16 protein-coding genes and 2 pseudogenes are annotated in these 20,114 nt (G+C 60.0%); 8 read left to right on the top strand and 10 right to left on the bottom strand.

The genetic code is table 11. From position 1 onward, the window contains the following. Window positions 1–52: 52 nt before the first annotated feature. Window positions 53–748 carry a TetR/AcrR family transcriptional regulator gene (locus BGRAMDRAFT_RS24310; RefSeq protein ID WP_006051518.1) on the bottom strand — a complete coding sequence of 232 codons (696 nt, stop codon included), beginning with the start codon at window positions 746–748 and terminating at the stop codon, window positions 53–55. A gap of 308 nt (window positions 749–1,056) precedes the next feature. Here BGRAMDRAFT_RS24310 and BGRAMDRAFT_RS24305 point away from each other — a divergent pair, with 308 nt between their 5' ends. From BGRAMDRAFT_RS24305 to BGRAMDRAFT_RS36175, 7 genes and pseudogenes are all read left to right on the top strand, one after another. Then, entirely contained in the window at window positions 1,057–1,875 is an 819-nt protein-coding gene (locus BGRAMDRAFT_RS24305) for an ABC transporter ATP-binding protein (RefSeq protein ID WP_006051517.1), read from the top strand. Window positions 1,876–1,920: 45 nt separating this feature from the next. After that, the gene (locus BGRAMDRAFT_RS24300; RefSeq protein ID WP_044021832.1) at window positions 1,921–2,646 is read left to right on the top strand and encodes an ABC transporter ATP-binding protein; all 726 of its coding nucleotides are present in this window, start codon (window positions 1,921–1,923) and stop codon (window positions 2,644–2,646) included. 65 nt (window positions 2,647–2,711) lie between these two features. Beyond that, window positions 2,712–3,980 carry a branched-chain amino acid ABC transporter substrate-binding protein gene (locus BGRAMDRAFT_RS24295; protein ID WP_006051515.1) on the top strand — a complete coding sequence of 423 codons (1,269 nt, stop codon included), beginning with the start codon at window positions 2,712–2,714 and terminating at the stop codon, window positions 3,978–3,980. Between the two features lie 31 nt (window positions 3,981–4,011). Beyond that, on the top strand, window positions 4,012–4,959 hold the full coding sequence (locus BGRAMDRAFT_RS24290; RefSeq protein WP_006051514.1) for a branched-chain amino acid ABC transporter permease: 948 nt from the start codon (window positions 4,012–4,014) through the stop codon (window positions 4,957–4,959). Window positions 4,960–5,168: 209 nt separating this feature from the next. Next, entirely contained in the window at window positions 5,169–6,293 is a 1,125-nt protein-coding gene (locus BGRAMDRAFT_RS24285; protein WP_157140661.1) for a branched-chain amino acid ABC transporter permease, read from the top strand. A 216-nt stretch (window positions 6,294–6,509) separates the two neighbouring features. Then, on the top strand, window positions 6,510–7,580 hold the full coding sequence (locus BGRAMDRAFT_RS24280) for a porin (protein WP_006051512.1): 1,071 nt from the start codon (window positions 6,510–6,512) through the stop codon (window positions 7,578–7,580). A 386-nt stretch (window positions 7,581–7,966) separates the two neighbouring features. Then, window positions 7,967–8,886, top strand: a pseudogene (locus BGRAMDRAFT_RS36175) (aldo/keto reductase). A gap of 482 nt (window positions 8,887–9,368) precedes the next feature. Here BGRAMDRAFT_RS36175 and BGRAMDRAFT_RS24265 read toward each other — a convergent pair. From BGRAMDRAFT_RS24265 to BGRAMDRAFT_RS24235, 7 genes and pseudogenes are all read right to left on the bottom strand, one after another. Then, a pseudogene (locus BGRAMDRAFT_RS24265) lies at window positions 9,369–9,750 on the bottom strand (carboxymuconolactone decarboxylase family protein); the annotation flags it as partial. A gap of 122 nt (window positions 9,751–9,872) precedes the next feature. Further along, a complete protein-coding gene (locus BGRAMDRAFT_RS24260) occupies window positions 9,873–10,937 on the bottom strand; it encodes a porin (RefSeq protein ID WP_006051506.1) in 1,065 nt (354 codons plus the stop codon). 99 nt (window positions 10,938–11,036) lie between these two features. Then, the gene (locus tag BGRAMDRAFT_RS24255) at window positions 11,037–12,029 is read right to left on the bottom strand and encodes an ABC transporter substrate-binding protein (RefSeq protein ID WP_006051505.1); all 993 of its coding nucleotides are present in this window, start codon (window positions 12,027–12,029) and stop codon (window positions 11,037–11,039) included. 2 nt (window positions 12,030–12,031) lie between these two features. Further along, window positions 12,032–13,225, bottom strand: coding sequence for a Gfo/Idh/MocA family protein (locus tag BGRAMDRAFT_RS24250; RefSeq protein WP_006051504.1), 1,194 nt, complete (start codon window positions 13,223–13,225; stop codon window positions 12,032–12,034). Next, complete coding sequence (locus tag BGRAMDRAFT_RS24245) at window positions 13,225–14,550, bottom strand: Rieske 2Fe-2S domain-containing protein (protein WP_006051503.1); 1,326 nt, start codon at window positions 14,548–14,550, stop codon at window positions 13,225–13,227. Before BGRAMDRAFT_RS24245 ends, BGRAMDRAFT_RS24250 begins: the two co-directional genes overlap by 1 nt. A 38-nt stretch (window positions 14,551–14,588) precedes the next feature. Continuing rightward, window positions 14,589–15,563: a PDR/VanB family oxidoreductase gene (locus BGRAMDRAFT_RS24240; RefSeq protein WP_006051502.1), complete on the bottom strand. Its 975-nt coding sequence runs from the start codon at window positions 15,561–15,563 to the stop codon at window positions 14,589–14,591. 195 nt (window positions 15,564–15,758) lie between these two features. Further along, entirely contained in the window at window positions 15,759–17,084 is a 1,326-nt protein-coding gene (locus BGRAMDRAFT_RS24235) for an MFS transporter (RefSeq protein WP_044021842.1), read from the bottom strand. Window positions 17,085–17,347: 263 nt separating this feature from the next. Between BGRAMDRAFT_RS24235 and BGRAMDRAFT_RS24230 the strand changes: the two genes are divergently transcribed. After that, on the top strand, window positions 17,348–17,962 hold the full coding sequence (locus BGRAMDRAFT_RS24230; protein ID WP_006051500.1) for a MarR family winged helix-turn-helix transcriptional regulator: 615 nt from the start codon (window positions 17,348–17,350) through the stop codon (window positions 17,960–17,962). A gap of 218 nt (window positions 17,963–18,180) precedes the next feature. Here BGRAMDRAFT_RS24230 and BGRAMDRAFT_RS24225 read toward each other — a convergent pair whose 3' ends face one another. Beyond that, window positions 18,181–18,426: a P-loop NTPase fold protein gene (locus tag BGRAMDRAFT_RS24225; RefSeq protein ID WP_157140660.1), complete on the bottom strand. Its 246-nt coding sequence runs from the start codon at window positions 18,424–18,426 to the stop codon at window positions 18,181–18,183. Window positions 18,427–19,005: 579 nt separating this feature from the next. Continuing rightward, a complete protein-coding gene (locus BGRAMDRAFT_RS24220) occupies window positions 19,006–19,995 on the bottom strand; it encodes a LacI family DNA-binding transcriptional regulator (RefSeq protein ID WP_006051499.1) in 990 nt (329 codons plus the stop codon). Between the last annotated feature and the right edge of the window lie 119 nt (window positions 19,996–20,114).

The following is a 20,114-nucleotide window of genomic DNA, read 5'->3' as shown; positions in this document are numbered from 1 at the left end:
GTTCAGATCAACGAAGGTCGGGGCGGCGATGCGTCGCGCAAGGAAGGGCGCCCTACCTCCTCGCGCGCCCGCCGGTGCGCGCTGGTGCGGGTGCATCAGCCTCAAAATGCGGCATTTTCAGGCCGCCAAGCAGCAAGTTGGTTACGCCGGTGCAGACCTCTTCAATCATGTCGTCCGGAACCTGGCACAGACCGCTCTCGCGATCGGAAAGCAGCGTAGCGAGCCCGTGCATACCCGACCAGACTGCAATCGCGGAAAAGCGCGGCGGGCGGCCATCTTCCGCATGATCGGCCATGAATTCGGCGATGGTGTTATTCAGGAACTGAAACGAGCCCGCGCTGGCTTCCATTAACTCCGGGTATTTACGCTTGTCGGAAACTCGCGGGCCGAACATCAGATGGAAAAGCTCAGGCTGCTCCAAGGCGAACTTGACATAGACCCGCATGATCACGCGCAGCCGGCGCTCTTTGGTCATGCCGTCTTTAAGCGCAGCAAGGCGCTCGCTCATCAATCGATGGAATCCCTCGGTTGCGATCGCCGCCAGAAGCCCCTCCTTGTCGCCGAAATGATGCGTGGGAGCGGTCTGTGACACCCCGGCCGAACGCGCCACCTCACGCAAGGACAAATCGGCGGCGCCGCGCAGTGCCAGCAAGGCGATGCCACGTTGCACCATTTCCTCTCGCAGATTGCCGTGGTGCCACGACACTTTTTTGGAGGGTTCGATATCGCCGGATACAGAAGAAGACATAAACTTTTCACTGAAATATTAGGGGCCACTGCGGCAGACAGCGTACTCATATTCGTATCTTACCCTCTTGCCGGACGCGAACGAAGCAATAGCGCAGTGAACGCTCTGCCATCACATCGCGCGAAAGATCTCCCGAACAGGTAACCAGGGGAAATCCCCGACGGAAAAGTCATTGCAAGCTTGTCCCTCGCTCCCTATGATCCTATTAACTTGACACTGTAACGTTGTCCTACGCTTCGGCCCGCCAAAGTTCGGCTACTGAAACGTAATCGGCATGGACGGTTTGCAGCAGGCTTAGGGTTCTGAAAATGACAGAGACGCACACAGGATCGCATCAGTTCCCGGCCGCCCTCGCGCTTGCTGGGTTGAAGAAGGCTTTTGGCCCCACCGAGATCATCCGCGGCGTCGACTGGTCGGTACCACAAGGCGAGTGCCACATCCTCATCGGTCCGAACGGAGCAGGGAAGTCGACGTTGTTTCACCTGATCAGTGGCCGATATCTCGCCACCAGCGGCACCATTCGTCTGAACGGTACGGACGTCACGCGGTACGGAGCAACGCGTATCAGCCGTGTCGGGCTTGGACGAAGCTTTCAAACAGCAAATATCTTCGGTCGCATGAGTACGTTCGAGAATGCCCGCATCGGCGCGCTGCGCGCGGTCGGTCATGGCGCATCGTTCCTGCGACCTCTGCCGCGCGGTGGCGCAGCGGACATCCGCGCGCTCGAAGTGCTCGATGAAGTGGGACTGCTCGATAAACGCAACGAACCGGCAGCACTTCTCTCCTACGCGGATCAGCGCGCGCTCGAAATTGCACTCGCGCTTGCCGGCGGCCAGAAGGTCCTGCTGTTCGACGAACCGACCGCCGGCATGAACAAACAGGAAACGCGCAAGGTTATCGACCTAATGCAAAGACTGCGCGCGGCCGACCGGGAGCGCACCATTGTGATCATCGAACACGACATGGACGTAGTGTTCGAACTTGCCGACCGGATCTCCGTGCTGGTTTACGGAGAACTCATCGCGACTGACACCCCCGCTGCGGTTCGGGCGAATAGAGCGGTACAGGAAGCCTATCTCGGCACGCCTGCCCCGTCCGCCGCAACTCATTCCCACCCGAAGCGCTGAACCATGAATGCATCCTCCCACCCGCACGTGGCAAAGAGCGCCAACATGACGCCGCTTTTCAGTGCCAGCGATATCGTCGCCGGATACGGACAAAGCCGGGTATTGCACGGCGCAACCATTCATGTGCGCCGAGGGGAGACCGTCGGACTCCTGGGCCGCAACGGCGTCGGCCGCTCGACGCTGCTTAAAGCGATCATGAAGCTGCTACCTGCGAGCGGTGCGATCGAAATGGATGGCGCGCCGCTCGGCGAGGCCAAGACCCATGACATGTCGCGCGCGGGGATCGGCTACGTCCCCGAAGACAGGGCAATCTTCCCGGATCTAACCGTGCGCGAGAACCTGTCGGTGGGACTGCCGCAACGCGGCCGCGCCGGATCGGCGGCGCGCGAACGCGCGACGTGGACCGAAGAAGAGTTCTTTGCGATGTTTCCGAACCTCAAGCGGAGAGCAGACGTTGCTGGTGGGGTGCTTTCCGGAGGCGAGCAGCAGATGCTGACCATCTGTCGCACGCTGATGATGCAGCCGCGCCTGATCCTGGTCGACGAACCGACCGAAGGCTTGAGCCTGTCGATGGTCGACCAGGTCGCACAGCTCCTGAGGGAAGTCGCACGGCGCGGCGTAGCCGTGCTGCTGGTCGAACAGAAGCTAACTATCGCGCTCGGCTTGTGCGACCGCATTAACGTGATGGGCCATGGCCGCATTGTCTTCGACGGGAGTGTCGACGAATTCGAAAATAATCCTTCCGTGCGTGCCGAATGGCTCGAGGTTTGATCAAACACCCTGTCGATAAAGCAGGCGGCTATTCACAGCGATGGCTGCGTCAGAGGAGATCCACGATGTTGCAGAAATTCCGTCCCGTCCTGCGCCGATCGTTGAGCGCGTGCATGATCGCAGCACCCTGCGCGCTTGGTGCGCTTGGCATTTTTCCCGCGCCCGTTGCGCACGCTGCCCCACCGGTCAAGATCATGGTCATCGAACCGATGTCCGGCCCGCAGTCGTCCACCATGGAAGCGTCTGCAAAGAATCTGCAATATGCCGTCAAGCGCGACAATGATGCGGGCGGTGTTCTCGGATCGAAAATTGACCTCCAGTTCTGTGACGACAAGTTCAGCCCGAAAGACGGAAAAGACTGTCTTGACAGAGCGATTGGCAGCGACACCCACTTCGTGATGCAGGGCATCGGTGCGAATGTCACGCTGACGTTGGTCGACGCAATTGAGAAATACAACGCGCGTAATCCTGGCAAGGAACTCATTCTGATCAATTGGGCCGGCCTGGATGAAGAAATGACCGGGAAGTACTGCTCATTCTGGCACTTCCGCACTGACGGGCATATCGGCATGAAGATGAAAGCCGCTGTCCTCTCGCTCGATCCGTCGGTCAAGCGCGTGTACCTGATAAACATGGATTACTCCATGGGCCAGAACGCGGACGCCGCCACGCGCCGCCTGCTGAAACAGTACCGCCCCGACATCCAGATCGTCGGCAGCGAACTGCATCCGCCCAACCGGGTTCAGGATTTCACGCCGTATGTCGCCAAGATCAAGGCTGCGAAGCCGGACGTGATACTTACGGCTAACATCGGCACCGACCTGAGCAGGCTGATTCGGGCGGGTAACGACATCGGCCTCGATGCACGCTGGTACACCGTCTACGCCTCGCAACACGGACAGGTTACGACGATCGGCGCGAAAGGCGTCGGCAAGGTGTATCAGGCTTCTGACTCGATCATGAGCATGAACAACCCGGTGATCGACAAGCTGGTTGAACAGTCGCGCGCCGACGGCTACGGTGATTTCGAAAGCGTGCGGCTCTATCGCGGCTACCTGTTTCTGACAGACGCCATTCGTGACGCGAAGACAACGCAGCCGCTCGCAGTGGCGAAGGCGATTGAGAAGACAACAGTCTCGATCGGCGATTACAAAGCGACGATGCGCGCGTCCGACCATCAGGCGCAATTGCCGATGAACCTCTCGGTAGTCACCGCAGACGCCAAGTTCAAACAGGAAGGTACGCCGTGGGGTTTCAAGTTGCTGAAGAGTTTCCCCGCCGCTGAAATGACCGAGCCCACCGACTGCAAGATGAAGCGGCCGCCCGGAGCCTGAACGGGTGCCTGACAATCAACGGACGATAGACATGCAAACTCTCGCACTGGGACTGTTCAATGGCATCAGCTACGGCATGCTGCTGTTCCTGATGGCAGCCGGCTTGACACTCGTTCTCAGCATGCTGGGTATGCTTAATTTCGCGCATCCCGCGTTTTACATGCTCGGTGCGTACTTCAGCTACACGTTCGCGCAGTTGCTCGGACTCGGCTACTGGTGCGGACTCTTCGCGGCTCCGCTGTGTTGTGCGCTTATCGGCGGTCTCGTCGAGCGATATCTATTGCGACGGGTCATTCAGTTTGGCATTTTGGGGCCGCTGTTACTGACGTTCGGCCTTGGCATCGTCATTGTCGAATCCGTGACGCTGTTATGGGGCAAACATTCGGTTCCCTATGCCGTGCCCGCTTCGCTAGATTTCACGCTGTTCTCGCTTTACGGCATCGATTATTCCGCCTACCGCGCGTTCACTCTCGTCGTCACCATCGCGGTGCTCGGCGTACTGTATGGGTTACTCAAAGGCACTCGCATCGGCACGACGGTTCGTGCGTCCCTCTCGCATCCCGAGATGGTCAACGCGCTCGGCCACAACTTGCCGCGCCTGCGCACCAACGTGTTCGCGCTGGGTTCGGCACTCGCCGGTCTGGCTGGCGCACTATCGGGGAACATCATCGGCACAGAGCCGGGCATGGCTGCGCAGCTCGGCGGCATACTGATGATCGTAGTTGTTGTCGGCGGACTCGGCTCGCTTGCCGGAGCCTTCGTGTCGGCGCTGCTAATCGGCATACTTCAGACACTCACCGTATCGACGCCGTTATCGTGGTCCGACTTTCTCATGCCGGTGCAGCACGTATTTTCCGGTATTGCAACAAACGAGGCGCTCACGCAACCCGTCAGCCGGTTCGCTCCTTTGGTTCCGTTTGCCATCGTCATCGTCGTGCTGGCAATTCGTCCGCGCGGATTGATGGGACGTCGCAATTAATGGACTTCGATATGTCGACAATGAATAGTGGGCAACCTGTCGTTGGAACTCCGGTCCAGCAATCTCTTGCATCTTCTGGCAACGCCGAGCGCTGGCACGCGTTTTTGCCGCCTCGACCGAATCGGGCCCGAAGCATTTCATGCTGGGGTTCCGCACTGATTGCGGCAATCGCGTTGCCGTTTATTTTTCCCGGCACGCTGGGCATCTCGGTGCTCACGCAAATCTGCATTGCCGTGACGTTCGCGCTCGCCTTCAACATGCTGCTCGGCGGGACCGGGATGCTGTCGTTTGGTCACGCGCTCTATTTTGGCACGGGTGCCTATGCGACCGCGCATTTCCTCAACTATTTCGGCGAGGCGGTGCCCGTCGTGCTGGTGCCGCTGGTCGGCGGGCTTGCCGCGTTGCTCATCGGTGCATTCATCGCCCTTTTCACCGTGCGTAGCGGAAAGGTGATCTTCGCGATGATATCGCTGGCGGTCGGACAGCTTGCCTATTCGGCGGCGACGATCATGACGGGATGGTCTGGAGGCGACGAGGGTATCCGACTGGACCCCACACAAGCGGCCGGATGGGGCATCGACTTCGGCTCGCCGCTAGCGGTGTATTTCCTCGTGGCCGCGTGGGCGTGGCTCGCGGCGCTTGCGATGCATACTTTTACGCGGACACCACTGGGCCGGCTGATGAATGCCACGCGCGACAACGCCGAGCGAATGAATTTCGTCGGCTTTGATCCGGTGATGATACGCGGCCTCGCTCTCACGCTTTCGGCTGGTTTCGCGGGCATCGCAGGCGCCCTCTATGCACTCGCCTTTCAGGTTGTGACGCTCGATACTCTCAGCATCGCGCAGAGCACCAACGGAATGCTGCATACATACATCGGCGGCCATACGACTTTCCTTGGCCCGGTAGTCGGCGCGGTGCTGATTACGGTGATTTCGGCCCATTTGTCCGCACTGACCGACGCGTGGTCGCTCTACCTCGGCATCTTTTTCGTTGCCATCGTGGTATCGATGCGGCGTGGCTTGACCGGCTGGCTGGCTGATCTGTCGCGCACCGGCGCGAGAGTCTATCGCAAAGGCGGTGCGAAGTGCGTCGTCAAGCAGGCCGCACCGGGCTTGTTCGGCGGCATCGCGGTATGCGCGGGATTCATCATGGCGATCGAGATGACCCGATCGCTCCTGGAAGGCATGGGTGCGCCGGTCGGCGTTTCATTTGGCTCGGTCGGAACGGGTTTCGAGCTTGACCCTCATCAAGCGACGTATTGGATTTTCGCCGCCCTGCTATTCGGCGCCGGCGTCGGAATCATCTGCAAGCGGCATAAGAAACGCAACTAGCCGCTTTACTCATCCCTTTCCGAACCGCGGACGGCGCGAAAACGCCGGCGTGTCTCCGTCTGGCCACCCTGCACTCACGCAGCGCGGCCGCGGAAAGATAAAAGATTTCACAGCTCGCAGAACAAACGTTTCAGCGTTATTTTGCCCACAACTTGACATTGTCAAATTTCCGTTGAAGCCATAAAACGAACAACAGACAAAGGTAAGGAGACGACCTTGAAAAAGCTATACGTTGCAGCAATTGCCTTAGCTGGCGCCGTTCCGCCGTCCAGCTATGCCCAGAGTTCGGTGACCCTTTATGGCGTGGTCGACAGCGGTATTCTATACAAGACGCATGCGGGGCCGGGCGGCTCCGCATGGTCACTGGGAACAGGCATCGATTCGACGAACAGATGGGGTTTGACCGGTCGTGAAGATCTCGGCAACGGCCTGTACGCCACGTTCGAACTCGAAAGCGCCTTTCGCATCAATACGGGCGGTTTGATCAATGGCGGCCAGCCCGCGAGTTCCGGAACCGTATTGTTTGATCGCGGAGCGACAGTCGGTATCAGCAGCAACGTTGCGGGCGCCCTTCTGCTCGGCAAGAACCGCTCACCGCTGTTGCGCACCCTAGCGCGCCTCGATATCGAGGGTTATTCGAATTTCGGTTCATTGAACAACCTTCTTTATCAGAATCTCTCGGGCTATACGGGATATCAATACTCGTGGGTGGACAATTCCGTCGAATATATGAGTCCGGATATCGGCGGATTCCAAGGCTCGGCAATGTACTCGTTCGGCGGCGTGGCGGGCGATATCAAAGCCAGGCAGGTGCTCTCGATCGGCGGCACGTATCATCTGGGCAGTTTCACAGGCGGGGCAGCCTACTTCTCCGGACATGACGTGACCGGAGCCACCGATGCGACCGCGGCGCGCGCGTATACCGTCGGTGCGAATTACGGCTGGAGCCAGTTCAAGTTCATGATCGATTTCGCGAACTTCAAGAACCCCTCGCGCGGCACCAGCGACAACTTCTACACCGCTGAGGTCGCGTACATGCCGACATCTTTCTGGACCGTCACCGCAACGTATATTTATCAGAACGACCGCGTCACCAGCGACCGCAATGCCAGCCTTTACAAGCTTGGGGCGAACTATGCGCTGTCTCGTTCGACATCGCTGTATTCGTTCGTCGGCTATGTGAAGAATAACAAGCTCGCCATGTTGGGATTGCAGAACTCGGCTCCCACCGGAGTCACTGGAAAGAATCAGTTCGGTGCTGCAATAGGCGTTCGCCATCTTTTCTAGTACTGCTTGCCGCCCATCGCCGTCCGATCGTCTTTCGACTAGGCAACTGCAGTCCAGCGAGCGCACATGTGCGTCGAACCTCCAGCACAAGATCCGTTGCAGGATGGGCGAGTTCTCGTGGCTTTGAGAGCTCGATATGCACTACATCGTCTATTACTTTATCGACGTCATCCCCCAACCGACCACCGTCCTGTGACGGACCTCGGCGATATGGAGCGACTGAGCCCGCGACGGGGTCTGCCAAGAACCTCCGGGAATTGGAGGCTTGACATCTCGCGCCTTTTTCTGTGCATTGATTCTGTTCGTATGCGATTCGGAGAAAAGCTTTGGAATACACGCACGTTGGACGATCGGGTCTGAAGGTCAGCAGACTCGCGCTTGGTACGATGAATTTCGGCATGGTAACCGATGAAGCGGACGCGTTTCGCATCATGGACGCCGCAATCGATGCCGGCATTAATTTCTTCGATACCGCTGACGTCTACGGCGGCCCTTAAAAGCCGGACATTGAAAAGGGATACGGGATCTCCGAGGAGATCATCGGCAAGTGGTTGGGAAAATCCAGGAATCGCGGCCGTATCGTTCTCGCCACCAAGGTCTATCAACCAATGGACTATGGCGTCACCGACCGGCGCCTGTCCGCGTATCACATCCGGCGCGCGTGTGAAGACAGTCTTCGCCGACTCCAGACCGACCATATCGATCTTTATCAGATGCATCACATCGATCGTCGCACGCCGTGGGAAGAAGTCTGGCAAGCGATGGAGCTACTCGTTCAACAGGGTAAGGTTTCCTATATCGGCAGCAGCAACTTTGCCGGCTGGGATATTGCCACTGCGCAGGGCGCTGCCAAGGCACGTCATTTCATGGGACTGATTTCAGAGCAGAGTGTCTACAACCTGTCAGCGCGTGCGATCGAACTCGAAGTGATTCCCGCGTGCCGACATCACGGCCTGGGGTCATTCCATGGAGCCCCATTGGCGGTGGTTTGCTGGGCGGCGCATTGAAGAAAGCGTCGGAAAGCACTCGCCGGGGATTCAAAGAGAAAGTAGAGCGATTTCGGCCCAACCTCGAAGCATACGAAGCGCTGTGCGAAAGCCTTGGTGAAAAGCCCGCTGACATAGCGACCGCTTGGCTGCTTCACGATCCGATCGTGACTGCGCCGATCGTCGGACCGCGCGTGGTGGACCAACTTACCGCAAGCCTGCATGCTTTGGAGATCGAGTTGCCGCAGGAGACACTGGATCAACTCGACAAGATCTGGCCGGGTCCGGGAGGCGAAGCGCCCGTTGCGTACGCGTGGTAGCCACGAGCTCGCCGAATCATAAGGCGCGCTGGGCGCTCCGAGCGTCCCAGCCGAACTTGACCAGAAAATGGAGAGAAGAACAGGCATTGTCCCGTTGATTATCAATTGTGACGGGGCGGTCCCGGACACAGAGGGTCCGTCGGGATGTTACGTCAAACCGACATCGTAGTCAGGATGTCACGAACGAGGCGTAGTCGAACATCAATCGTTGGCGCATGGTCCAGTACGGCTTCGACTGTCGCGCATCAGTCAGGATAAGACTCTGACGGGGCGGCACCAGATACAGACATTGCCCGGAACCGCTGCCGCGACCGGGTCCATCCGGCGCGAAGTCCCGGGGTACCTCAACGAGTGGCAGGCGGCGGTTAAGCCTGCCGCGCGGCTTCATCTGGGTAACGCGAAGGCCACCACCCTGCACGCCGCACTGCGTGAGCGGGGTGCCATTTGCGCCCAGCCCCTGCATGCTGTTCCGCCTTCACGCTTCAACTGCCCGTGGACGACACTTTTTCGAGCGCAGCCTCGACCCGTCGCGCAGCCTCCGGATTTCGCTGTTCGCCGAGCACGCGGGCAAGCTGACGCAGTTGAGCGACGTTCAAGCCTGTATTCAGGCTGATCCTGACGTGCGATTGCAATTGCGACTCCACGCCTGAAAGGGCGGCAAGCATGCCCACGGTCGCCAGCGCGCGGCTCTGCCAGTCGAGGTTGTCGCGCTCGAAGATATCGCCGAACAGATGCGTCTTCAGGAACCGGTCGATGGCCGGCGCGAAGTCGAATAACGGCGCCCTTGACGGGCGCACCCACGAGCTTTGTCTGGTTGGCCGTGCCGGCGGCGAGCAAGGCGTCGCCTGTCGCTATCGCGTGACTTTGGCTCGCGTTGCAGCAAATCACCAGGTAAGCCGTCAACGCGACACCGGCCGCCCGACAGGCGCCCTCCCCTGTCGAGCGGTGACGATCACTCGGTCACGACGGCCTTACGCCGCGCCGTCTCAGAACAGATGACGAATACCGATGGTAACGCCCGACTGATCCGCGCCTGGCGTTACATCGTTGCCGGCGCCGCGAATGCCCACGGTCGAGAACGATGCGTTGCTGACGTAAGCGCCTTCAGCATATAGCTCAGTGCGTTTCGACAGCGAGTAATCCACGAGCAGGATGCCCATGGTGGGACCACCGTGCGGATTGCGGTACTGCGTGTGATACACGCCCGCCGAGATCAGCAGCGGCGGCGTCACGCGATAGTTCACGCCGCCCCAATAGAGCATCGAACTCGCTGGGCTCGAAGTGTTGCTGACGTTGAGCCAGCGCAGTCCAGCTAGCACCGTAACGGGACGAAAGTCATACGACACGCCGAACATCGCTCGCTTCTGTGTGTTGCTCTGCGTCGCGATCGACGTGCCCTGCAACTGGTCGTATGTCACACCCGCGCTAACCGGCCCGCGGTCGTACGTCAGCGTGGCGCTCATCTCGCGGCCGACCTTGGTCGCGCCCGGAACGTTCGCGCCGTTCGGGATGGTCGAATCGTATCCGCTGCTGTAAAGCGCCGCGAACGTCACGCCTGCCGCCTGCACACCGTAACGGACCGAGTTATCGGCGCGATTCACCAGTTGTGCGTCCATTGCCTGCGCCGAGTAGCTCGGATTGAGCGTGAGCGGATCGTACCTGTACATTAGTTCGTACAGCAGGTTTTGATGACGCCCGAGCGTCACCGTACCGTACGGCGTCGAGATGCCGGCAAACGCTTTGCGGCCAAACAGACGCCCGCCCTGTCCGAGCGCGCCGTTGTTCACGTTGAAACCGCTTTCCAGCACGAACACGGCCTTATAGCCACCGCCCAGGTCTTCGCTTCCCTTAAAACCCCAGCGCGATCCGGCGAGATTGCCCGACTGCTCCCGCACGGCCGACGCGGACCGCTGAGCCTGGACCACTTGATTCGCGAATTCGATGCCGACATCGAGAATCCCATACAGCGTGATGGAGCTTTGCGCGTTGACATTCGCGGACGCGCAACCGCACCCCGCTGCGATCAGCGAAGCAATCGTCGTTTTTTTCATTGTCGTGATTTGCGATGATGTTGCGCCGATCGATGCACCGGTCTCCACGGCGCATCGGGCGCATTGGGTTGCGACGCGCGAGGCGTCGCCGGGACGCCCTCAAATTTTGAAGCTCTCGAGCGTAGCGGGATGAAAGAGTTCCTCCGGTTGCAGTAGCCGGCTCGACAAGCCCTCGTCATGATGCCGCTTGAGAAAGCGCGACAGCACGTGGCGATTCGGCTCAAAGCCGTACGGCCAGAAGTCGTGACCCATCAGACGGCGCGCGTTGCGCAACTGCTCTTCGACGAAAGGCAGGGTCACCTTGGTCGCAGAGGTATCGCTCAGCTTCGCGAGCGCGACCGCCTTGCTTTTCTCGAAGGCTTTCGCGACCGCGCCGGGCAGCCATGGATGCTGCTCCGCAAACGAACGCCGCACGCCCAGCAAATGCATGATCGGGAACAGCTTCGTGCGGGCGTACCAGTCAGCGGCGGCTTTCTGCGGATCGTCGAAGAGATACCTGACGTTCGGATGGCCGTCCGTAAAACATGACGGAGCCCGCGGACCGATGAGCGCATCGATCTCGCCGGAGGCCAGCATGCCGGAAATGGTCTGGTTGTCCGGAGCATTTTCCAGCCGCACGTCGTCGGGCAACTTGAGACTGATCTTTTCCAGACGTCCCGTTTCTTCATAGCCGCCGCGAATCCAGGTCACGTCCGACGCCTTAAGCCCATGGTCCTCCTCGAGAAACAGGCGCGCCCACACATTGGCCGTGAGTTGATACTCCGGTACACCAATGCGCTTGCCCTTAAGGTCGGCGGGCGACTCGATGCCGCGATCGTTGCGAACGTAGATCGAAGTATGGCGAAACGCACGCGACGGGAACACCGGCACGCCGATGTACGGGCTCGTGCCAGCCGCCGTCTTCACGCTGTAGCTCGACAGCGACAGTTCGCAGATGTCATAGTCCGCGTGCCGGAACGCGCGGAAAAAAATCTCTTCCGGGTCCTGCAGCATGAAGACCGGATCGACGCCGTCGATCTGCACTTCACCGTCGACCAGCGGTCGCATGCGATCGTAGTTTCCAACCGCAATCGATAGGTTAAGCTTGCCCATATTCAATGTTCCTCTGTGATTGACCTTGCGCCGCCGATGAGCACGTCGCGCTGTTCCGCGCTCGAACGCAGCATCGCGAGGCAGATTTCGAGCGTGCCGCGTGCCCATGTGCCGTCGTGCAACGGCGCGATGCCGCCGTGCACGGCACCCATGAGTTCGTCGATGACTTCGGCGCGCGGGACCACGGGCGCCTCGAGTTCGATACGCTCGCGCCGTTCGTCGCCATACACGACGATGCCGTCCGGCATCGGTCGCAAATCTCCAAGCTCACATGACACGATGAGCGGCCCGAAGTGCTGATGTCTGCGCAAAACGGGCGCTTTCGATGCCGGCGTGTAAGCGTTTCCGCCGTATGTGCCTGCTGCCTTGAGCCGTGCCTCTTCTTCTTCCGACGCAACGCCTGAGAGGTTTCGACGCGCGCCGCCGTACTCGTTCGCGTTGCGCGTCTGTCCCATCTCTCCGATCCAGCCGGTCCATTCATCGGAATCGAAATGCGCATAGCCGTTGTACGAAAGGGTCGCGAACGCGCCGTTCTCGAACCACAACGTCGCCGTGTATGCGCCTTCGGTCGGACGCTTGACATCCCAGTTGCCGACGGCAGCGCGAATGCGCGTCGCGCGGCTTCCCGCAAGCATTCGCACGATATCCACCTGATGCGCCGCCTGACTGAACACCGCGCCGCCGCCCTTGTCCGTCTTCAATTCCTCGGGCCGGCGCGGCCGATACAGATAGTCGGTGTAGTTGAGAGCGTGGATCATCTTCACGTCGCCGAACGCGCCCGAGGCGATCAGCGCACGCGTACGCAGATACGGCGTATCGAAGCTATGGCAGTGACCGACGATCAGATGCACGTTCGCTTCCCGACACGCGTCGATCATGTCGTCGCATTCGACGAGCGACAGCGCCATTGGCTTTTCGACGAGCACGTGCTTGCCGTGCGATGCCGCGATCCGCGTATGCGCCGCATGAAACTGATGAGGGCTCGCAATGTAGATCGTATCGATGTCCGGTCTGCGCGCGAGCGCGTCGATGTCGTCGAACGCGGGCGCGCCGAAGTCGGCTTGGAATTGAGCACGCGCCGTTTCTCGCGGATCGCAGGCCGCGACGATCTGCACGCGCGCGTCGGCGAGAAAGGTCGGCAGCATCAGCGAAAACGCGCGGCCCAGTCCCGCGATGCCGAGTCGGATCGTTTGCATCAGGCCTGAACCTGATAGTTCGACTCAAGCGCAGGTGCGGCCTCTTCAGCGTCCCCGATCCAGACGGGATGGGCGGCGTACTGCTTCCAGTCGGTATCTTTCGGCACCATCGCCTGGAACGAGCACACGTTGCGCGGGATCGCCTTGTCGCCCGTGCCGATGGCCGCATCGCCCGATTGAAACTCCTTGAGCGCATCGAGCATGCGACGGCGGAACTCGACGACGGCGACATCGCTTGCGCCGAGCCGTTCCTCAGTGCGATCCGCGATCGAGCCCATCGTCAGCCACATCGCGATGTCCTGGTTCGGGAAACCCTTTATGCCGGTGAAGTTACCCGCCTTCATCGCTTCGCGGTCCTGCCAGAAACGGTTGTCCTGATTGCGTAGCGGCCGGTAGAACTGATCGAGATCGATGCCGACCTGCTGCCCGAGAAACTTGCGCCACGTTTCGGTCTCCGGCGTCTTGTCAGGATGTCCCCACGCCATGAAATAAAACGCGGTGCTGGTGTCGTCGCACGGCACATTGATGTTGGCGACGTTGTACAGGTTGTTCGGCGGAATCAACGTGGTGGCCGGCGCGACGAAGACGGTCGAGCGCACGTAATCGTGCGTGGCGGCGTTCTGAATCGGGCGGCGCAGCGCGGCATAGCGGAAGCCGTAGCTCGTGCGATGCACCTGAAGGCGCGGCGCCTTGTCCGTTGACGGACGCAGCCAGTTCTTCGATGTCGCCTCGGCGCCGCCGACGCGCGCCGGCACGAAGTCCGACGAATGCAGGCTCGAGCTGTGCGCCGAATCAATCGCGCCTTCAAGAATCTGCGCCCAGTTGCACGGCAGAATCGCTTTGGCGATGCTTACGCGCGTGTCTTTGGTCGGCGCCCACGCAGGAGGCACGAACTCGGGAATCGCGTCCTGAGGACCCATGTATGCCCAGACGAAGCCGGCCCATTCCTTCGTTTCATACGCCTTGTGCTTGACCTTTTTCGTCATGTCGCTGCACGAAGGTTCGGAAACCATTTCGATCACGTTGCCCTTCACGTCCATCTTCCAGCCGTGATAAAGGCAGCGCAGACCGCAATCCTCGTTGCGCCCATATACAAGCGACACGCGCCGATGCGGGCAGTATTCATCCATCACGCCGACATTGCCGTCGGTGTCGCGGAACACGACGAGGTCTTCGCCGAACACGCGCGCTTTCACGGGCGCGCCGTCCGGCTCGCTGACTTCTTCGATCAGGCACACGGGCGTCCAGTGACGCCGCATCAATTGACCCATCGGTGCATCGCCTTCAATACGGCACAGCAATTCGTTCTCTTCATGCGTGAGCATTTACGCTTCTCCTGACCAACGTATTTAAAGGGGATTCTTCAGAGGTCCAGCACCAGTTCTTCACTCTTCGCACGCGATACGCAGATCATGATCTGGTCGCGCTTCTCGTCGTCGCTGAGCACCATGTCGCGATGGTCCGCCTCGCCTGCGCACAGCGTCGTGCGGCACGATCCGCAGGTTCCGCTTTCGCATGAACTCGGCGCCCGAATGCCGTTGTCGCGCAGAATCTCGAGGATCGAGCGGTCCTTCGGAATCCCGAAGGACCGGCCGGATCGCTCGAGCTTCACGCTGAACGGCGTGTTCTCCGCCGCACGCGACTGATCCGCGCCGAAACTTTCGAAATGCACGGTGCCGGCCGGCCAGTGCCCGGTCATGTCGCGCACGCCATCCATGAGAGCGCGCGGGCCGCAACAATAAACATGTGCGCCGCTAGCGGGCTTTTCGAAGACCGGCCAGAAATCGAATGCGTTGGCCAGGTCACCGTGATCGTGGTGAATCACGACATGCGGCTTCCATTCGTCGCTCGACAACTCGTCGATAAACGCGGTTGTTTCGGGACTGCGCGATACGTAATAGAGCTTGAAACGCGGGCCGGCAGTGCCCTTGAGGTGACGCATCATCGACAGCACGGGCGTGATCCCGATGCCGCCCGCGACGAACACGAAGCTGCGCGCCCGCTCGCTTAATCCAAACTCGTTGCGCGGTTCCGATACGTCGATGCGATCACCTTCCGCGACGTCGTCCGCCATGCTGATCGAGCCGCCACGGCCCGCCGCATCGCGCTTCACGGCAATCACGTAGCGGTCCGTTTCCGCCGGATCGTTGCACAGCGAATAATTGCGGTTCGCGCCGTTGGGCACGCGCACCGTTATATGCGCGCCCGCCGTGGAAGGCGGCAATTCGCGCCCGGCTTCATCGCGCATTTCAAAACGGAAGATGCCTTCCGCCAGCTGGTCCTTCTTCATCACCACGAGCGTTCTGAATGACAACTCGTTGCGGGCCGACTCGTTCATTGCACTTGCTCTCCCTTCCTGACCAGGTTCCTGACCAAGCCGCTGACACGCTGCGGCAAGGTCGATCATTATGCCTTTTATATTAGAGATCTAATCATTTTGCTGCAAGCGGGTTTTCCCTGGAAGATGCCGGAAACCGCAAATGAAAACGGCGCCTTCGTGACGAAGGCGCCGCCTGTGCTGCGAGACCGATCCTTAGGCGTTCTTTTCAGCGTGTTCGCGCAGCCTGTTGGCCGGCACGCCGATGAGCACGGCCAGGCCGCCGAGCATGACAATCGCCGCGATCGCCGACAGGCCAATTGCGAGGCTGCCCGTCATCGTCTTGATCCACCCGAGCGCAATCGGGCCGCAGAACGCGCCGACCTGCCCGAGGCAGCTAATCGCGCCGATGCCCGCAGCGGCTGCGTCATCGGAAAGATAGGCGGGTGGAATGGACCAGATAATGGCCGCCGCACCGAAGTAGGAGATCGAGATCATCCCCAAACAGATGATGGCGGCCGCAGTGTTGTCCGACAGCACCGGCAGCAGGAAACCGCCGGACGCGCCAACCAACGTGCAGAAAAAAAAGTGCCAGCGCCGCTCCAGCGTCACGTCCGAGCTGCGTGCGACCGCCAGCATGCCGAGCGCGCCGATGATGTACGGCAACGCGGATAGCAGACCCACGTTCAGCACATTCGACACGCCCGCCTGGCGAATGATGGTTGGCGTCCAGTAATTCAGGATCGTGCCGCACAGAGGCACCGTGCCCCAACCCGCCGCGAGGATATACACCCGAGGATCCTTCAACGCGACCAGCAGTTGATGACGCGTATGCGTCGCAGGCTTTTTCGCGGCGCGATCGGCGGCGAGCGCATCGAGGATGATCTTCTTCTGCTCTTCGTCAAGCCAGCGCGCCTGCTGCGGCTGATCGACGAGATAGAAGAAGGCAACGATACCCATCACCAGCGCCGGCAGGCCTTCGAGGAAGAACAGCCATTGCCAGTTCTTGTAGCCGAGCACGTCGACGAAGTTATGCAGAATCCAGCCCGACAACGGGCCGCCGATGATCCCCGCCGCCGCAATCGCCAGCAGAAAGCGCGAGGTGATTCGCGCGCGCCGTGCCCCCGGATACCAGTACGTCAGATACAGAATGATGCCGGGCCAGAAACCCGCTTCGGCCGCGCCGAGCAGAATCCGCGCGGTGTAGAACTGCGCCGGCGTTGTCATGAAGGCCATGGCGGTGGAAATGCCACCCCATAGAATCATGATGCGGGAGATCGTCAGGCGAGCGCCGATCTTCTTGAGCCAAAGCGTGCTCGGCACTTCCAGCAGGATATAGCCGATGAAAAAAAGACTCACGCCGAGGCCGTACGCGGCATCGGACAAGCCGAGATCCTGCTTCAGATGCAACTGGGCGAAGCTGACGTTGACGCGGTCCAGGTAGTTCAGCACCCAGCAGACGAAGATGAACGACATCAGCCGCCAGGTGACTTTGTGATACGTGGCCTCGACGCGCGCCGCCGTCGCGTCAGATTCCGGCATGAATTGCGTGATTGTGGATTTGGCCACCAAACGTCTCCGTTTTCCCTGCTCATAAGGACTATGCACCCGGCACGCACGGACCTCGCCGCACCTTCCGTGCATCCGCGTTTTATTCGATCTCTAATCATTATGGTAAGGAGGGAGGCGTCAGGGAACAAGCTCGGGTTTGCACTGAGGTATCAGCCGCACCTATCAAAGCGGCAGCGTGGCGGGCCAGCCGCTATCATGTCGAATGAACCCGAGTTACGGAAAAAGACACCGCCATGACACGAAAGAAGACTCCGGAGGGCGCGCCGCGCGAAGCCGCCGAAATGCTGCGCCACTGGCACGAATCCGTCCCGAACGACCGCCTCGCGCACCTGGTCAAGGACGCCACGCGCTCGATGGTTCGCGCCTTGCAGATGCGGCTCGCGGAACATTCGGTATCCTTCGGGCACTGGACGTTTCTGCGGATCCTGTGGGAAACAGACGGCCTCACGCAGCGGGAGCTGAGCGAGCAGGCAGGCGTGATGGCGCCGACCACCTTCGCCGCCATCACCGCAATGGAAAAGCTCGGGCTGGTGGAACGGCAGCAGCGTCCCGAGAACAAAAAAAACACGCACGTCTATCTGACCGCCGAAGGTCGCGCGTTGAAGGACAAACTCGTGCCGCTCGCGGAGGAAGTCAACGAAATTAGCGTGACGGGACTGAGCGAGCGCGACATCAGGGTCGCGCGCAAAGTACTCCTCACGATCATCGAGAATCTGGCTGAGGACGAGTCGGCATCAACAAATCCTATGCGACGTGTGCTGTCGACTCGAGAGCTTGGCAAGTTGATCGCTGAGCGCGGTGAGAGCCTCGAAGACACACTACATGATCCGGCGTCTGATCAACGATAAGGTTCTCTTCGCCGAGCAGGTAATGCCCGATGCCCCGTGGCAGATTCGCTTGACCGATCTACGCAGTGAGGCAGTTACTGTTGAAGTTCAGAATTGGTGTTGGCGTTCAGAGTTGGCGCTAGCCAGCGTTCATAGCACCGCTAGCATGTCCATTAATTGTGCTAGCGTGCCTTGCATATGCTGATAAATCATTTCGAGCATCGCGCTAAACCTTGCAGCTACAGCACCGGTCGCATCTGCAAATCCGTTGACGAGCGCCTGGGTGCACCGCGGCCAGAATCGGCATCGTTGTTGTCGGCGTTCCACGCCAAAAACCACACGGTGACTGCGCCGCGATCGATAAGATCGCGCTGCAAAAGGCGCAAGACGGAGGTCTTGCCCTCGCCCCATTGTCCAAACACACCACCGCGGGTCGACCAGGTCTCGGGTACTGAAAATATCGTATCGGCGATTGCGGATGCCACCGGCCAGCGGTCGTAAAAGTCGCCGTTGTTGGAGTTCAGAATTGGCGCTAGCCAGCGTTCATAGCACCGCTAGCATGTCCATTAATTATGCTAGCGTGCCTTGCATATGCTGATAAATCATTTCGAGCATCGCGCTAAACGTTGCGGCCACAGCACCGCTTTTCGAACAGGAAACGTCTCGCGGAAACTGGCCGCGGCCAAACACTACCCTACGTGCCAATCAAAATAGCTCCTTGCACAAGAGCTAAAGTTACAGCTCCTTAAACCAAGTTAGAAACCGCGAAAGCGCTTCCTGACAGCATGCGGGCGGTAACCATACTGAACTCCACCCATGAAAAGTGCCTTTCGGATCGCGTCGACCGTGAGACTTAATATCCACCACCGATGCCGCGCTAGCAGTGTTACTGAGCAAGGATCATTATGATCGTTGTACCGTCGCTACAGGCGTCGAATGGCGCTGACCGCACGCACCGCCTTACGCAGCAAGCCATCCGGCGTTTTGGCCGCTAGCATTCCTGTGAACATGGCTAGCGGCATTTGTGAACACCAACACCGGATAGCGGCAGGGGAAGGCGAAAGCTAGCTCTTGCGTGGGCGCGCCGTCGTGCCGCGCACGATCAGATCGGTGGGTACGATGTTCTGCGCGCTGACCGGCCGACCTTCTATCCGGGCGAGCAGATAATCGGCGCTGCGCGCGCCGATCTCGTCAGCCGCGAGTCGCATGGTTGTCAGAGGCGGCGTTGTGAAGCTGGAAAATTCGATATCGTTGATGCCCGCGATCGACAGTTCGCCCGGGACATCGATACCAGCCTCGTGTGCTTCGGCGAGCGCGCCGATTGCAAGCAGATCGGTGCCGCAGATGACGGCCGTCGGCCGCTCCGGACCCTGCATGAGTACCTTCATCGCCACCGTCCCTTCGATGATCCTGTGCGGCATCTCGATCACATGCTCATGCCGCAGTTGCAGCCCGCGCGACTGCAGCGCGGCGCGCACGCCGACAATTCGGTCGGCGGCACGATCGCTGTGCTGTGTCATCTGCGTGATCATGCCGAAGCGGACGTGCCCGAGATCGAGCAGATACTCGGCGATGCGCCGGCCGACCGCCACATTGTCGAAGCCGACATACGGATGATCGTGATCGACGGTCCACCCGTTAACGAGTGGAATCTGTTCCTTTTCGATCAGCTCATAGAGCGCCGGCGAATGATTGCGGCCGACGAGCATCAGCCCCGCGATACCGTCGGCGATCAACGCGCGCACCTGCTTAAGTTCATCCTGCTGGTCGTAGTATGAACATCCCAGCAGCAGCGTGTAGCCCGCCTCACCAATGCGTTTTTGCAACGCGAAAACGCCGAGCGCGAAGTTCTGGTTTTCAAGCGACGGTATCACCGCGCCAATCGTCTTCGAGCGTTGCGAGGCAAGTGCACGCGCCGCCGCGTGCGGCGTATAGCCGAGTTTTTGCGCGATCTCGCGCACCCGGTTCTGGAGTTCGACGGCGACCGTTGCGTTGCCGTTCAACACGCGCGAGACCGTCGCGGTCGAAACGCCGGCCGCGCGCGCGACATCCATCACGGACACCGCGTTCGACTTGCGGCGCGGCGCCCTCTTCCTTGTCTCTGTGGTCAACTTGCACCCTGCCCGTTCGCGAGGCGCACGATTGCACCCCTCATCTGCTGCGTACTATAACT

This window comes from Paraburkholderia graminis C4D1M, assembly GCF_000172415.1.
GTDB lineage: Bacteria > Pseudomonadota > Gammaproteobacteria > Burkholderiales > Burkholderiaceae > Paraburkholderia > Paraburkholderia graminis.
Note: the sequence above shows the minus strand (reverse complement) of the source record. Positions and strands in the feature narration are given on the sequence as shown.